This window comes from Gammaproteobacteria bacterium (assembly GCA_035501935.1).
Classification (GTDB): domain Bacteria; phylum Pseudomonadota; class Gammaproteobacteria; order JAJPIJ01; family JAJPIJ01; genus JAJPIJ01.
On record DATJVC010000038.1, the window covers coordinates 1 to 15,663 of the forward strand.

Below are 15,663 nucleotides of genomic sequence, written 5' to 3' on the forward strand. Positions count from 1 at the left end.
GCGCGCGCCTCACCGCCGTATTTCTTGGCCATCACGGTCGTGATCGCCGCCGTCAGCGTGGTCTTGCCATGATCCACGTGGCCAATGGTCCCCACATTCACGTGCGGCTTGGTGCGCTCAAATTTGCCCTTGGACATGATCCTTGCCTCTTCTCCGGGTTATGCAGCTGCCTTCTTGATGACGGTTTCGGCCACGCTGGCCGGTGCTTCCGAATACTTCGCGAATTCCATGGTGTAGGTGGCGCGGCCCTGGGTGGCGGAGCGCAGGTCGGTGGCATAGCCGAACATCTCGGCCAGCGGCACCTCGGCACGGATGATCTTGCCGGCCGGGGAATCCTCCGTACCCATGACGATGCCGCGGCGGCGGCTCAAATCGCCGTTCACGGTGCCCATGTAATCCTCCGGCGTCACCACTTCCACCTTCATGATGGGCTCCAGCAGCACCGGTCGGCCCTGCTTGGCGCCTTCCTTGAAGCCCATGGAGCCCGCAATCTTGAACGCCATTTCGCTGGAGTCCACGTCGTGGTAGGAGCCGTCATAAATGGTGACCTTCACATCGACCACGGGATAGCCGGCGATGACGCCGTTTTGCAATTGTTCTTCGACGCCTTTTTGCACGGCGGGGATATATTCCTTCGGCACCGTACCGCCGACGATGTCGTTGACGAACTCAAAGCCGGTGCCGGGCGCCATGGGTTCCAGCTTGAGCACCACGTGACCATACTGACCGCGGCCGCCGGATTGGCGTATGAACTTGCCCTCGGCCTTTTCCACCACCTTGCGGATGGTTTCGCGGTAGGCCACCTGCGGCTTGCCGACGTTGGCCTCGACCTTGAATTCGCGCTTCATGCGATCGACGATGATTTCAAGATGCAATTCACCCATGCCAGAGATGATGGTCTGGCTGGACTCCTGATCGGTATGAACGCGGAAGGATGGATCCTCCTGCGCCAGCTTCTGCAGGGCGATGCCCATCTTCTCCTGGTCGGCCTTGGTCTTGGGCTCGACGGCCACCGAGATGACCGGCTCGGGAAACTCCATCTTTTCCAGGGTGATGACCTTCTCCAGATCGCACAGCGTATCGCCTGTGGTGACATCCTTCAGGCCCAGCGCGGCGGCGATGTCGCCGGCACGCACTTCCTTGATCTCGTCACGATGGTTGGCGTGCATCTGCAGAATACGGCCGATGCGCTCCTTGCGGCTCTTGACCGGGTTGTAGACGGTGTCGCCGGAATTGCATACGCCGGAATAGACGCGGAAAAATGTCAATGTGCCGACAAAGGGGTCGGTCGCAATCTTGAAGGCCAGCGCGGCAAACGGCTCGTCATCGGAGGCATGGCGCTCCGCTTCGGTGGAGTCCTTGTCATCCAGATGACCCTTGATCGCCTTGCGATCCATGGGCGAGGGCAGATATTCAATCACGCCGTCCAACAGCGCCTGCACGCCCTTGTTTTTGAACGCGGAGCCACAGAATACCGGCACGATTTCGCTGTTGAGCGCGCGGGCGCGGATGCCTTCCTTGATTTCCGCCTCGGACAGCGTCTCGCCGCCGAGATATTTCTCGGTCAGTGCCTCACTGGCCTCCGCCGCGGCTTCGATGAGTTTTTCCCGCTGCTCCTCGCAAGCCTTCTTCATGCCGGAGGGGATCTCGCGCAGTTCGAACTTCATTCCCTGGCTGGCCTCGTCCCAGTAAATGGCCTTCATCTTGACGAGGTCCACGATGCCTTCGAATTTATCCTCGGCGCCGATCGGGATCTGCATGACGACGGGTTTGGCGCCCAGACGAGCCTTGATCTGTTCGACCACGCGCTGGAAATTGGCGCCGGCGCGATCCATCTTGTTGACGAAGGCCACGCGCGGCACGCCGTATCTGTTGGCCTGCCGCCAGACCGTCTCCGACTGTGGTTCGACGCCGCCCACGGCGCAGAACAATACGACTGCGCCGTCCAGAACCCGCAGCGAGCGTTCAACTTCGATGGTGAAGTCCACATGGCCCGGCGTGTCGATGATATTGATGCGATGTTCCGGAAACTGCTTGTCCATGCCGCTCCAGAAGCAGGTGGTGGCGGCCGAGGTGATGGTGATGCCGCGCTCCTGCTCCTGTTCCATCCAGTCCATGGTGGCGGCGCCATCGTGCACCTCGCCCATCTTGTGCGACTTGCCGGTGTAATACAGGACGCGCTCGGTGGTCGTGGTCTTGCCGGCGTCGATATGCGCGCTGATGCCGATATTGCGGTAGCGATCGATGGGGGTAAGGCGCGGCATGGCGGCGATTCCTGGCGGTTGACTTCGATTACCAGCGGTAATGGGCGAAGGCGCGGTTGGCCTCGGCCATCTTGTGCATGTCTTCGCGCTTGCGCACGGCGGCGCCGCGATTTTCCGCCGCTTCCAGCATCTCCGCCGCCAGCCGCTGGCCCATGGATTTTTCTCCACGCTCCCGCGCCGCCTCCACCAGCCAGCGCATGGCCAACGCGGTGCGGCGGCTCGCGCGCACCTCCACCGGCACCTGGTAGGTGGCGCCGCCGACCCGGCGGGATTTCACCTCGACGCGAGGACGCACGTTGTCAAGCGCCTTGTCGAAGAGTTCGAGCGCGTTACCCTTGGCTTTGGTTTCGACCTGTGCCAACGCGCCGTACACGATTTTTTCCGCAACCGCCTTCTTGCCGCTGTCCATGACCACGTTGACGAACTTTGCAATGGTCTCGTTCCCGAATTTCGGATCGGGAAGGATGACGCGTTTGGCGATGACTCTTCGGCGTGACATGTGGGATCGGCTGTAATTTAATGAATCAGGTCTTGGGGCGCTTGGCGCCGTACTTCGAGCGGCCTTGGCGGCGATCATTGACGCCGGAGGTGTCCAGGGTGCCGCGGATGGTGTGGTAGCGCACGCCGGGGAGGTCCTTGACGCGGCCGCCGCGGATCAGAATCACCGAGTGTTCCTGGAGGTTGTGGCCCTCGCCGCCTATATAAGTGGTCACTTCCTGGCCGTTGGTCAGACGTACGCGCGCGACCTTGCGCAACGCCGAGTTGGGTTTCTTCGGCGTGGTGGTATAGACGCGCGTGCATACGCCGCGCTTTTGCGGACAGCCTTCGAGCGCCGGCACGGTGCTTTTCACCTGTTGCCGCAGCCTCGGTTTTCTGACTAATTGATTGATCGTCGCCATAAAAGATCCGCGGGCGTCGCAAGGTCTCGACGCCCGCCTTTCATCCTCAGTTCACCAGGTGGACTTATGCCGCCGCGAGAAACAACAGCTCGGAGACCAGCCGCCGCCAAAAAAGAGGCGGGATTCTATTTTCCGCCCCCCTTCCTGTCAACACCAGAGTTATCGTTTCCGGCCCGTTGGAGCCGGCACCGACCGCTTTTTACGCCCGTTCAGGCCCTCTACTGCACGGCAACCAGCGGTTGTTCGGCATCACCGCCAGCACTCGGCGCGGCGGCCTCCTGCCCACCGGCTTGGGCGCGCTGGCGGCGCCGTTCCGTGTGGTAGGCGTAGCCCGTGCCTGCGGGGATCAGGCGCCCGACAATGACGTTTTCCTTCAGGCCGCGCAGATCGTCGCGCTTGCCCATGACCGCGGCTTCCGTCAGCACGCGCGTGGTTTCCTGGAACGAGGCCGCCGAGATGAAGGATTCCGTGGCCAGCGAGGCCTTGGTGATGCCCAGCAACAATTGTTCATAAGCCGCCGGCTCCTTGCCGTCCGCCGCAGCCTTGGCATTGGCCTCCAGGATCCGCTCCTTCTCCGCCTGTTCGCCGACCAGGAATGCCGTGCCGCCCGGTGCGGTGATTTCCACCTTGCGCAGCATCTGGCGGATGATGACCTCGATGTGTTTGTCATTGATCTTCACGCCCTGCAGACGATAGACATCCTGCACTTCGTTGACAATGTAGTTGGAGAGGTGGTGAACGCCCTTCAACCGCAGGATGTCATGCGGATCCGGCGCGCCATCAACGATGACCTCGCCCTGCTCCACGTGTTCGCCCTCGAAAACGGTGACGTTCCGCCACTTCGGGATCAACACCTCGTTCTGCTTGCCATCCTTGTCGGTGATGATCAAACGCTGCTTGCCCTTGGTGTCCTTGCCGAAGCTGACCACGCCCGTCAATTCCGCGAGCACCGCCGGATCCTTCGGCTTGCGGGCCTCGAATAGATCCGCCACGCGCGGCAGACCACCGGTGATGTCACGGGTCTTGAGTGATTCCTGCAGGATGCGCGCGAGCGTGTCACCGACCTTGACCGTGGCGCCGTCGTCCATCTTGATGACCGTGTTTGGCAGCAGAAAATAATGCGCCGGCTGATCGGTGCCCGGGATTTTGAGTGAGTTGCCCTTGGCATCGACCAGTTTAATCATCGGCCGCATGTCCTTGGCGCCGGAGCCACGCTTGGCCGCCTCGGTGACGATGAGATCGGTCAGGCCGGTGATGTCATCCACCTGACGGACGACGGTGACATTTTCCACGATATCCGCCCATACCGCCGTACCCGCCACTTCGGCGATGACCGGATGGCTGTGTGGATCCCAATTGGCGACAGCCTGACCGGCCTCCACCTTCTCGCCGTCGGCGACGCTGAGCACCGAGCCGTAGGGCACCTTGTAACGCTCGCGTTCACGACCCACGTCATCGATGATGGCGAGTTCGCCGGAACGCGACACCACCACGAACTTGCCGGACTCCTGCGTCAGCAGCTTCACATTCTGCAGGCGGATGGTGCCCTTCGATTTCACTTCGATGCTGGACACCGCCGCGGCACGCGAGGCGGCGCCGCCGATGTGGAAGGTGCGCATGGTCAGCTGCGTACCCGGCTCGCCGATGGACTGCGCCGCCATCACGCCGACGGCCTCACCGACGTTGACGCGGATGCCGCGCGCCAGATCGCGCCCGTAGCATTGGGCGCAGACGCCGTAACGCGTCTCGCAGGTGATGGGGGAGCGCACCTTCACCTGATCCACGCCAATCTCCTCCAGATGCGCGACCCAGTGTTCATCGAGCATCGTGCCGGCCGGCACCACTACTTTGTTGCCTTTGTGCACATCCTCGGCGATCACGCGGCCCAGCACGCGATCGCGCAACGGTTCGACCACGTCACCACCCTCGATGATCGGAATCATCAGCAGGCCCTCCTTGGTGCCGCAATCTTCCTCGGTCACCACCAAGTCCTGCGCCACGTCCACCAGACGGCGCGTGAGGTAGCCCGAGTTGGCGGTCTTGAGCGCGGTGTCCGCCAGACCCTTGCGCGCGCCGTGCGTGGAAATGAAGTACTGCAACACATCAAGACCCTCGCGGAAATTCGCGGTGATCGGCGTTTCGATGATGGAGCCGTCCGGTTTGGCCATGAGACCGCGCATGCCGGCGAGCTGGCGGATCTGGGCGGCGCTGCCGCGCGCGCCTGAGTCGGCCATCATGAAGATGGAATTGAACGAGGCCTGCTTCACCAGCCTGCCCTGCGTGTCCTTGACCATATCGGCGCCCAGCTTGTCCATCATGGCCTTGGCCACCTGATCATTGGCATGCGACCATAGATCGACGACCTTGTTGTAGCGCTCGCCGAAAGTCACCAGACCGGCGGCGTACTGCTGTTCGATCTCCTTGACACCCTGTTCGGCCGACGTCAGGATTTTCACCTTGTCTTCCGGCACCACCATGTCGTCGACGCCGATGGAAACCCCGGCGCGCGTGGCATGATGGAAACCGGTGTACATCAGCCGATCGGCGAAAATCACGGTTTCCTTCAGGCCCATTTTGCGGTAGCAGGTGTTGATCAGCTGCGAGATGGCCTTCTTATTCAGGTCGCGATTGACCAGTTCGAAGGGCAATCCCTCGGGCAGCACGTTGGCGAGCAGCGAACGGCCCACCGTGGTTTCCACCAGCCGCAGCGCACGGCGCCCCGTCTTGCCCTCGGTAGCGACGACCGGCATGCGCACCTTGATCCTGGCCTGCAACTCGACGGCGCGCCCCTCATAGGCGCGGTGCACCTCGTCCAGATCGGCGAACACCATGCCCTCACCGCGGGCGCCGATGCGTTCGCGGGTCATGTAATACAGCCCCAGCACCACGTCCTGGGTTGGCACGATGATGGGGTCGCCGTTGGCCGGCGACAGGATGTTATTGGTGGACATCATCAGCGTACGCGCCTCAAGCTGCGCCTCGATCGACAACGGCACGTGGACGGCCATCTGGTCGCCGTCGAAGTCGGCATTGAAGGCGGTGCACACCAGCGGATGCAGCTGGATGGCCTTGCCCTCCACCAGCACCGGTTCGAAGGCCTGAATGCCGAGACGATGCAGCGTCGGGGCGCGGTTGAGCATCACCGGGTGTTCGCGGATCACCTCTTCCAGGATGTCCCACACCTCCGGACCCTCGCGTTCCACCAGCTTTTTGGCCGCCTTGATGGTGGTGGCCATGCCGCGGCGCTCCAGTTTCGAGAAGATGAACGGCTTGAACAGTTCGAGCGCCATTTTCTTGGGCAGGCCGCACTGGTGCAGCTTGAGCTGCGGACCGACCACGATGACGGAACGCCCGGAATAATCCACACGCTTGCCGAGCAGGTTCTGGCGGAAGCGGCCCTGCTTGCCCTTGATCATGTCGGCAAGCGACTTTAGCGGCAGCTTGTTGGTGCCGGTGATGGCGCGGCCGCGGCGACCGTTGTCGAGCAGCGCGTCGACTGCCTCCTGCAGCATGCGCTTTTCATTGCGGACGATGATGTCCGGCGCGTTCAGATCGAGCAGGCGCTTCAGGCGGTTGTTGCGGTTGATGACGCGGCGGTAGAGATCGTTGAGATCGGAGGTCGCGAAACGGCCGCCGTCCAGCGGCACCAGCGGGCGCAATTCCGGCGGCAGCACCGGCAACACCTTCAACACCATCCACCGCGGCCGGTTGTTGGAGCTGGTGAAGGCTTCCAGCAGCTTCAGCCGCTTGGTCAATTTCTTGATCTTGGCGTCCGAGGAGGTCTTGGGCAAATCCTCGCGAATGGTGTTGATCTCGGCCTGGACGTCCATGGTGGAGAGCAGCTCATGGATCGCCTCCGCGCCCATGCGCGCGTCGAAGTCGTCGCCGAATTTCTCGATGGCGTCCAGATACTGCTCCTCAGTCAGCAACTGGCCGCGCTCCAGATCCGTCATGCCCGGGTCGATGACCACGTAGCATTCGAAATACAGCACCCGCTCCAGTTCGCGCAGCGAAAGGTCCAGCAGCAGACCCATGCGCGAGGGCAGCGATTTCAGGAACCAGATGTGGGCGACGGGCGAGGCCAGTTCGATATGGCCCATGCGCTCGCGGCGCACCTTGGCCAGCGTCACCTCGACGCCGCACTTCTCGCAGACCACGCCACGGTGTTTCAGTCGCTTGTACTTGCCGCACAGGCACTCGTAGTCCTTCACCGGCCCGAAGATCTTGGCGCAAAACAGCCCGTCACGCTCCGGCTTGAAGGTGCGGTAGTTGATGGTCTCCGGCTTCTTGACCTCGCCGAAGGACCACGATCGGATTTTCTCCGGCGAGGCCAGTCCGATGCTGATGGCGTCGAAATCCTCGACCTGGGCGTGCTGTTTCAACAATTCAAGTAGATCTTTCAAGGATGGTTCTCCTCAAGAGCGCGTGTAGCGCGGGGCGCCGTCATTCCACCAGCTCATTTCTGCTCCAAATCAATGTCGATGGCGAGCGAACGCATCTCCTTCAACAACACGTTGAAGGATTCCGGCATGCCGGCCTCGATGCGGTGATCGCCGTCGACGATGTTCTTGTACATCTTGGTGCGGCCGGTCACGTCGTCGGACTTGACCGTCAGCATCTCCTGCAGCGTGTATGCGGCGCCATAGGCCTCCAGCGCCCAGACCTCCATCTCGCCAAAGCGCTGGCCGCCGAACTGCGCCTTGCCGCCCAGGGGCTGCTGGGTCACCAGCGAGTACGGGCCGGTGGAGCGGGCGTGCATCTTGTCATCGACCAGGTGGTTCAGCTTCAACATGTACATGTAACCGACGGTGATCTGCCGATCGAAGGCTTCGCCGGTGCGTCCGTCGTATAACGTGGTCTGTCCGCTACGCGGCAGGCCGGCGAGTTCCAGCATGTCCTTGATCTCGGCCTCGGTGGCGCCGTCGAAGACGGGTGAGGCCGCGGGCACGCCCTGGCTCAGGTTGCGCGCCAGTTCGACGACCTCCTCGTCGGTCAGGCGGTCGATCTCCTCCCGCCGCCCGCTGCGGTTGTAAATCTTCTCCAGCAGTTTGCGGATGTCACCGGCCTGGCGGTGCGCCTCCAGCAGTTCTTCGATTTGCCGGCCCAAGGCATGCGCCGCCCAGCCGAGGTGGGTCTCCAGGATCTGGCCGATGTTCATGCGCGAAGGCACGCCCAGAGGGTTCAATACGATGTCGACCGGCGTGCCGTTGGCCATGAAGGGCATGTCCTCGACCGGAATGATCATGGACACGACGCCCTTGTTGCCGTGGCGGCCCGCCATCTTGTCGCCCGGCTGTATCCGGCGTTTGACGGCCAGATAGACCTTGACCATCTTCAGCACCCCGGGCGCCAGATCGTCGCCGCTGGTCAGCTTCTCGCGTTTTTCCTCGTAGCGGCGGTCGAAATCCTCCTTCATCTGCTTGATCTGCTGCGCCACGCGCTCCAGCTGTTCGTTGGTCTCCTCGTCACGCAGGCGGATATCGAACCACTTCTCGCGCTTGAGTTCGGAGAGATAGGCCTTGGTGATCTTGTGGCCGGCCTTGAGACCGGCGGGTCCGCCCTCGGCGGTCTTGTTGATCAGCAGCCTCTCGACGCGGGCATAGACGTCATCCTCCAGGATGCGACGCTGATCGGCGAAGTCCTGCTTGACGCGGGTCAACTCGGCGTTTTCGATCTCGAGCGCCCGGGCGTCCTTGTCCACACCGTCGCGGGTGAACACCTGCACGTCGATGACCGTGCCGTTCATGCCCGAGGGCACGCGCAGCGAGGTGTCCTTCACGTCCGAGGCCTTCTCGCCGAAGATGGCGCGCAGCAGCTTCTCCTCCGGCGTCAGTTGCGTCTCGCCCTTGGGCGTGACCTTGCCTACCAGGATGTCGCCAGGATTGACCTCGGCGCCGATGAAGACGATGCCGGATTCATCCAGCTTGGACAGCGCGCCCTCGCCGACATTGGGAATGTCGGCGGTGATTTCCTCCGCGCCGAGCTTGGTGTCGCGCGCCACGCAGGCCAGCTCCTCGATGTGGATGCTGGTGTACTTGTCCTGCTCGACGACGCGTTCTGAGATGAGGATGGAGTCCTCGAAGTTGTAGCCGTTCCATGGCATAAAGGCGACCAGCATGTTCTGACCCAGCGCCAGTTCGCCCAGATCGGTGGCCGAACCGTCCGCCAGCACGTCACCGCGGGCGATGCGATCGCCGGGCTTCACCAACGGCTTCTGGTTCAGGCAGGTGTTCTGGTTGGAACGGGTGTATTTGGTCAGCGTGTAGATGTCGACGCCGGCGGCGCCAGCCTCGGTCTCGTCATCGTTGACGCGCACCACGATGCGGCCGGCATCGACCGAGTCGATGATGCCGCCGCGGCGGGCCACCACGCAGACGCCGGAGTCGCGCGCCACGGTGGCCTCCATGCCGGTGCCCACCAGCGGTTTTTCGGCGCGCAGCGTCGGCACGGCCTGACGCTGCATGTTCGATCCCATGAGCGCGCGGTTGGCGTCGTCGTGCTCCAGGAAGGGGATCAGCGCCGCGGCAACGGACACCGCCTGGCGCGGCGACACGTCCATGTACTGGACGCGATCCGGCGTGGCCAGCGTGAATTCGTTCTGATAGCGGCTCGATACCAGCTCCTCCGTGAAACGGCCGTGCTTGTCGAGCTTGGCGCTGGCCTGGGCGATGACGAACTGGCCCTCTTCGATCGCCGAGAGGTATTCCACCTTGTCGGTGACGCGCCCGTTCTCCACCTTGCGGTAGGGGGTCTCCAGAAAGCCGTATCTGTTGGTGTGGGCGTACACCGCCAGCGAATTGATGAGGCCGATGTTCGGACCTTCCGGCGTCTCGATCGGGCAGACCCGGCCGTAATGCGTCGGGTGCACGTCGCGCACCTCGAAGCCGGCACGCTCGCGCGTCAGGCCGCCCGGGCCCAGCGCCGATATGCGGCGCTTGTGGGTGACCTCGGACAGCGGGTTGTTCTGATCCATGAATTGCGACAGCTGGCTGGATCCGAAGAATTCCTTGACCGCCGCCGACACCGGCTTGGCGTTGATCAACTCCTGCGGCATCAGCCCCTCGGATTCGGCCAGGCTCAGGCGCTCCTTGACCGCGCGCTCGACGCGCACCAGACCGACGCGGAACTGGTTCTCCGCCATCTCACCGACGCTGCGAACGCGGCGGTTGCCGAGGTGATCGATGTCATCCACCGTGCCGTTGCCGTTGCGGATATCGATCAGCACCTTGAGCACGTCGATGATGTCCTCCTTGGACAGCACGCCCGAACCTTCCAGTTCGGCGCGTCCCACGCGGCGGTTGAACTTCATGCGCCCGACCGCGGAGAGGTCATAGCGGTCGAGGGCGAAAAACAGATTGTTGAAGAGCGCCTCGGCGGCCTCCTTCGTCGGCGGCTCGCCGGGCCGCATCATGCGGTAAATCTCGACCTGGGCCTCCAGCGCCGTGCGGGTGGGATCAATGCGCAAGGTATCGGCAATGTACGAACCATGATCCAGATCGTTGGTATAAATCACCTCGACTTCATGCACATTCTTGGCGATCAGTTTGTCGAGCACTTCCTTGGTAATCTCGGTGTTGGCCTCGGCAAGAATCTCGCCGGTGCCCTTGTCAACGATGTCCCTGGCCAGCACCTTGTCGATGACATACTCGCGCGGTACCTCGATCTGGCGCAGGCCCGCCTTCTCCAGCAGCTGGATGTGGCGCATGGTGATGCGCCGGCCCTTCTCGACAATCACCTTGCCCTGTTTGTCGGTGACATCGAAATTCAGGGTCTCGCCGCGCAGCCGGTCGGCCACCAGTTCCAGCGTGAGGCGATCCTTCGAAAGATGGAAGGTGTTGGTGCTGAAAAATATCTCCAGCACCTGTGTGGCGGTGTAACCGAGAGCGCGCAACAACACCGTCGCCGGGATCTTGCGGCGGCGATCGATGCGCACGTAGACGTAATCCTTGGGATCGAATTCGAAATCGAGCCACGAGCCGCGATAGGGGATGACGCGTGCCGAGAACAGCAGTTTGCCAGACGAATGCGTCTTGCCCTTGTCGTGGTCAAAAAACACGCCCGGCGAACGGTGCAACTGGGAGACGATGACGCGCTCGGTGCCGTTGATGACAAAAGTACCGTTCTCGGTCATGAGCGGAATCTCGCCCATGTACACTTCCTGTTCCTTGATGTCCTTGACGGTCTTGCTGGCGCCGGATTCCTTGTCGATGATCACCAGGCGCACCCTGACCCGCAAAGGCGCACAGTAGGTGACGCCTCGGATTTGACACTCCTTGACGTCAAAGACCGGCGTACCCAGCCGGTAATATTCATATTCCAGGCGGGCGTTGCCGGAATAGGCCTCGATGGGGAATACTGATTTGAACGCCGCGTGCAAACCCACCGACCGCAGGTGGTGATCGATCAGCTCACGCCGCTCGGTATCCGACATCGACCGGCCTTCGCGCTTGCGTTGTTCCTCGCGGCGCGTGATCTCCTCGTGCAGCTTCAGCGATTCATCCAGTTGCAAAAACTCGCGATAGGAATCGATCTGGGTGGCCAGTAGATAAGGCACCTCCAGGATCGTCGGACGCTTGCTGAAGTCCTTGCGGATACGCTTCTTCTGGGTGTAGGAATAATCCATCGTCTTCCTCAATCGCGCTGTGCGCTCAAAGGCGCGTCTGCGCAGACGCCACACGGCGGCCGCACTTGTATTACCGCATCAAAGGCGCGGGGCGACGGACATGATGCTCGTCGCCTCCGCGCCATACCGCACTGCCACAACGGCGCTTACTTGACGTCCACCTTGGCGCCGGCGTCTTCCAGCTTCTTCTTGATCGCCTCTGCATCCGCCTTGGACACGCCTTCCTTGACGTTCGAGGGCACGCCCTCGACCAGGTCCTTGGCTTCCTTGAGACCGAGACCGGTGATCTCGCGGATGACTTTGATGACGTTGACCTTGTTGTCACCAAAGGCGGTCATGACCACGTTGAATTCGGTCTTGGCCTCGGCGGCCGGTGCGGCGCCGCCCGCGGCAGCCATTGCCATCGGTGCCGCCGCCATCGCCGCGGACACGCCGAATTTCTCCTCCATCATCTTGACCAGCTCAACCACGTCCATCACCGATTTTGCGGCAATGGCATCGAGTATTTCCTGATTGCTTAAAGCCATGGGGTTCGCTCCAGAATAAGATTAAAAGTTGTCGGATTAAGTTAAGCGGCCTGTTTCTGATCGCGGACGGCGGCTACCGTACGCACCAGTCTGGCGTGCGGCTCATTGAGCGTACGCACAAACTTGATGATCGGCGCCTTCATCACGCCCGCCAGCATGCTCAGCGCCTCCTGGCGCGTGGGCAGCTTGGCGACCTGTTCGATGGCCGCCGGCGCGAGCAGCTTGCCGCCAATCGAGACCAGCTTGACCTTAAGCTTCTCGTTGCCCTTGGCAAACTCGCTCACCACCTTGGCCGCCGAGCCCGGGTCCTGTTCCGAGAAGGCCAGCACCAGCGGCCCCGTCAGACCTTCGCTCATGCAGGCGAACGGCGTATTTTCCAGCGCCCGACGCGCAAGGGTGTTTTTCACCACGCGCAGATAAACACCGGACTGCCGCGCCGCCTTCCTGAGATCGGTCATCTGGGCCACGGTCAGGCCGGCGTATTCGGCGGCCACCGCCGAATGTGCGCGGGCCGCCACTGCGGCCACCTCCGCAACTACCGTTTGCTTCTCAGCCAGAGTCAGCACTGCTTTTCTCCTCCATCACGTTCCCGGCACCTGCGTGCCCGAAACTTTGCACCTGTCCGCGCAACTTGCGGTGCGCGGACGCCTCACGGTACGTTGGCCAGGAACGTTACAACGGTTCATGGGCGATACCGTCTGCGCAGGCACCGTAAAAATGGAAGGCGATGTCCGCCCGCCAGTTCCACGCGCATTAAGTCCCCCAAGAGGGACGCCTGCGGTCTTTGACGTCCGCCCCCTCAACCAAATGCGGGAGACGGCCCAAAGTCTTCAACGCGCCCGTCCTGCCTGACAGACGCTCAATACAATAAATCTTCAGGCGGCAAATTCCGCCCGGTCGACCACGATGCCCGGCCCCATCGTGGTCGACAGCGTAATCTTCTTCAAATAAACGCCCTTGGCCGTGCTGGGACGCGCCTTGCGGATATCCGCAAGCAACGCGTCGAAATTCTCGCGCAATGCCGTCACCTCGAACGATACCTTGCCGATCGGGCAGTGGATGATGCCGGCCTTGTCAATGCGGTAACGCACCTGGCCGCCCTTGGCGTTCTTAACCGCGCCCGCGACATCGGTCGTCACCGTCCCGGTTTTGGGGTTGGGCATCAGACCGCGTGGACCCAGAATCTGGCCCAGCGGGCTCACCACACGCATGGCGTCCGGTGTGGCAATCACCACGTCGAAATTCATCTCGCCGGCCTTGACCTTGGCGGCGAGATCGTCAAATCCCACCAAGTCCGCGCCGGCTTCGCGGGCCGCGTCGGCGTTCTTGCCCTGGGCGAAGACCGCCACCCGCACGGTCTTGCCCGTGCCGCGCGGCAGCAAGGTGGAGCCACGCACCCCCTGATCCGACTTTTTCGGATCGATGCCGAGATTGATCGCAGCCTCGACGGTTTCATCGAACTTGACCTTGGAGCATTCCTTGAGCAGGCGCAGGGCGTCGTTGATTGGACGCGGCCCGCCGTTGCCCAGTTTTTCATCAATCTGCTTCCAGCGTTTGCTGAGATGGATCATGTCACAGGCCCTCCACGTCGATGCCCATGCTGCGGGCCGTGCCGGCGATGGTGCGCACCGCCGCCTCCAGATCGCCGGCCGTCAGATCCGGCTGCTTGGTGCGGGCGATCTCCTCGACCTGTTTGCGGGTCACCTTGCCCACCTTGTCCTTGTTCGGCACGCCGCTGCCCTTGGCCGCGCCCGCCGCCTTGCGCAACAGCACCGAGGCCGGCGGCGTCTTGGTGATAAACGTGAAACTGCGATCGGAGAAGACCGTGATAATGACCGGTATCGGAAGGCCCGGTTCCACGCCCTGGGTTCTGGCGTTGAATTGCTTGCAGAACTCCATGATATTGACGCCTTGCTGGCCGAGCGCCGGACCCACTGGCGGGCTGGGATTGGCCTGGCCGGCAGCCACCTGCAATTTGATATACGCCTGTATCTTCTTCGCCACTGTAATGATCCTCCGGGTGTTGGCGCCTCACGGCTCCCCGTTTGCTTTAATTAATAATGCGCGACTGTCAATCCTTGTCGACCTGACTGAATTCCAATTCGACCGGCGTGGCGCGGCCAAAGATGGATACCGCCACGCGCAGCCGGCTTTTCTCATAATTCACCTCTTCCACGACGCCGTTAAAGTCGGTGAACGGGCCATCCTTGACGCGCACCACCTCGCCGACTTCGTAGAGCACCTTCGGGCGCGGCTTGTCGACGCCCTCCTGCATGCGCTGCAGGATGGCCTCGGCCTCCTTGTCGGAGATCGGCGTCGGATGGTCGCTGCTGCCGCCGATGAATCCCATCACCTTGGGCGCATCCTTGACCAGGTGCCAGGTTTCGTCATCCATCTCCATCTGCACCAGGACATAACCCGGAAAAAACTTGCGGTCGACCTTGCGTTTCTGGCCGTCGCGCATCTCCACCACACCCTCGGTGGGGACCATGATTTCGCCGAACTTGTCCTGCAGGTGGCTTCTCCTGACGCGCTCTTCCAGCGAGCGCTTCACCTGATTCTCGAAACCCGAGTAGGCGTGGACCACGTACCAACGCTTGGTCATTATATTTACGAGCCCCCAAACGTCAGTTGCTGCACCAGCCAGCCTAGGAACTGATCCAGCAGCCACAGCCCCACACCCACCACCACCACCACCACCAGCACGGCAATGGTGGTCTGCACGGTCTCGGCGCGGGTGGGCCAGACCACCTTGCGCACCTCGATCTGCGCCTCTTTCAAAAAACCGGCGATCTCACGGCCCTGTTCAGTGTGATAGGCCAATACCACCGCCATCACCGAGCCCGCCAGCACGCTCACCCAGGCCAGAAAAAGCGAACGCTCGGAGAGGTAATAAAAGCCCGCCAGTCCCCCCAGTAAAAGGAGGACGGCCGCCGTCCATTTCACCTTGTCCTGCGTCGTGGCGCCGTTTACCCGTGCCTGTGAATCCGCCTTGACGCTCATCGTTGCCGCTTTGCTCATGACCCTGCCACACAATCCTCTTTTCGCGCGGGGCATCCGCTTCCTCGTCCCATGCCGGCCGAAGGCTGGCAGGCCAGGAGGGAATCGAACCCCCAACCTGCGGTTTTGGAGACCGCCGCTCTGCCAATTGAGCTACTGGCCTTTAAGGGTTTCAGTTTGCCGCGCCTGAATATTGTCTCGATAAAAAAATCACTCGATAATCTTCGCCACCACGCCGGCGCCCACGGTGCGCCCGCCCTCGCGGATGGCAAACCGCAAGCCCTCTTCCATCGCAATCGGGTTGATGAGCTTGACCACGAGTTTGATGTTGTCCCCGGGCATCACCATCT

General features: G+C 62.1%; 13 protein-coding genes and 1 tRNA gene. All 14 read right to left on the reverse strand.

Features of this window, described 5'->3' with window-relative positions; translation table 11 throughout:
* Nucleotides 1–137, reverse strand: a 137-nt coding sequence (locus VMH34_09845; protein ID HTT09077.1) for a GTP-binding protein, incomplete at its 3' end; no start/stop codon positions are given.
* Nucleotides 138–158: 21 nt separating this feature from the next.
* On the reverse strand, nucleotides 159–2,264 hold the full coding sequence (fusA, locus tag VMH34_09850) for an elongation factor G (GenBank protein ID HTT09078.1): 2,106 nt from the start codon (nucleotides 2,262–2,264) through the stop codon (nucleotides 159–161).
* Nucleotides 2,265–2,292: 28 nt separating this feature from the next.
* Nucleotides 2,293–2,763 carry a 30S ribosomal protein S7 gene (gene rpsG / locus VMH34_09855; GenBank protein ID HTT09079.1) on the reverse strand — a complete coding sequence of 157 codons (471 nt, stop codon included), beginning with the start codon at nucleotides 2,761–2,763 and terminating at the stop codon, nucleotides 2,293–2,295.
* Nucleotides 2,764–2,788: 25 nt separating this feature from the next.
* Nucleotides 2,789–3,163, reverse strand: coding sequence for a 30S ribosomal protein S12 (rpsL, locus tag VMH34_09860; protein ID HTT09080.1), 375 nt, complete (start codon nucleotides 3,161–3,163; stop codon nucleotides 2,789–2,791).
* A 218-nt stretch (nucleotides 3,164–3,381) separates the two neighbouring features.
* On the reverse strand, nucleotides 3,382–7,566 hold the full coding sequence (rpoC, locus tag VMH34_09865) for a DNA-directed RNA polymerase subunit beta' (protein HTT09081.1): 4,185 nt from the start codon (nucleotides 7,564–7,566) through the stop codon (nucleotides 3,382–3,384).
* 53 nt (nucleotides 7,567–7,619) lie between these two features.
* Entirely contained in the window at nucleotides 7,620–11,786 is a 4,167-nt protein-coding gene (rpoB, locus tag VMH34_09870) for a DNA-directed RNA polymerase subunit beta (GenBank protein HTT09082.1), read from the reverse strand.
* A 146-nt stretch (nucleotides 11,787–11,932) separates the two neighbouring features.
* The gene (gene rplL / locus VMH34_09875; GenBank protein ID HTT09083.1) at nucleotides 11,933–12,313 is read right to left on the reverse strand and encodes a 50S ribosomal protein L7/L12; all 381 of its coding nucleotides are present in this window, start codon (nucleotides 12,311–12,313) and stop codon (nucleotides 11,933–11,935) included.
* A 41-nt stretch (nucleotides 12,314–12,354) separates the two neighbouring features.
* Nucleotides 12,355–12,879 carry a 50S ribosomal protein L10 gene (gene rplJ, locus VMH34_09880; GenBank protein HTT09084.1) on the reverse strand — a complete coding sequence of 175 codons (525 nt, stop codon included), beginning with the start codon at nucleotides 12,877–12,879 and terminating at the stop codon, nucleotides 12,355–12,357.
* Nucleotides 12,880–13,188: 309 nt separating this feature from the next.
* Nucleotides 13,189–13,884 (reverse strand): 50S ribosomal protein L1, encoded by a 696-nt coding sequence (gene rplA, locus VMH34_09885; protein ID HTT09085.1) that lies wholly within the window; start codon nucleotides 13,882–13,884, stop codon nucleotides 13,189–13,191.
* Nucleotide 13,885: 1 nt separating this feature from the next.
* Nucleotides 13,886–14,317, reverse strand: coding sequence for a 50S ribosomal protein L11 (rplK, locus tag VMH34_09890; protein ID HTT09086.1), 432 nt, complete (start codon nucleotides 14,315–14,317; stop codon nucleotides 13,886–13,888).
* Nucleotides 14,318–14,384: 67 nt separating this feature from the next.
* Nucleotides 14,385–14,918 carry a transcription termination/antitermination protein NusG gene (nusG, locus tag VMH34_09895; protein ID HTT09087.1) on the reverse strand — a complete coding sequence of 178 codons (534 nt, stop codon included), beginning with the start codon at nucleotides 14,916–14,918 and terminating at the stop codon, nucleotides 14,385–14,387.
* A 5-nt stretch (nucleotides 14,919–14,923) separates the two neighbouring features.
* Complete coding sequence (secE, locus tag VMH34_09900) at nucleotides 14,924–15,334, reverse strand: preprotein translocase subunit SecE (GenBank protein ID HTT09088.1); 411 nt, start codon at nucleotides 15,332–15,334, stop codon at nucleotides 14,924–14,926.
* Nucleotides 15,335–15,400: 66 nt separating this feature from the next.
* Nucleotides 15,401–15,476 (reverse strand) — tRNA-Trp (locus tag VMH34_09905).
* 47 nt (nucleotides 15,477–15,523) lie between these two features.
* Nucleotides 15,524–15,663: elongation factor Tu (gene tuf / locus VMH34_09910; GenBank protein HTT09089.1), on the reverse strand; the 140-nt coding region annotated here is incomplete at its 5' end.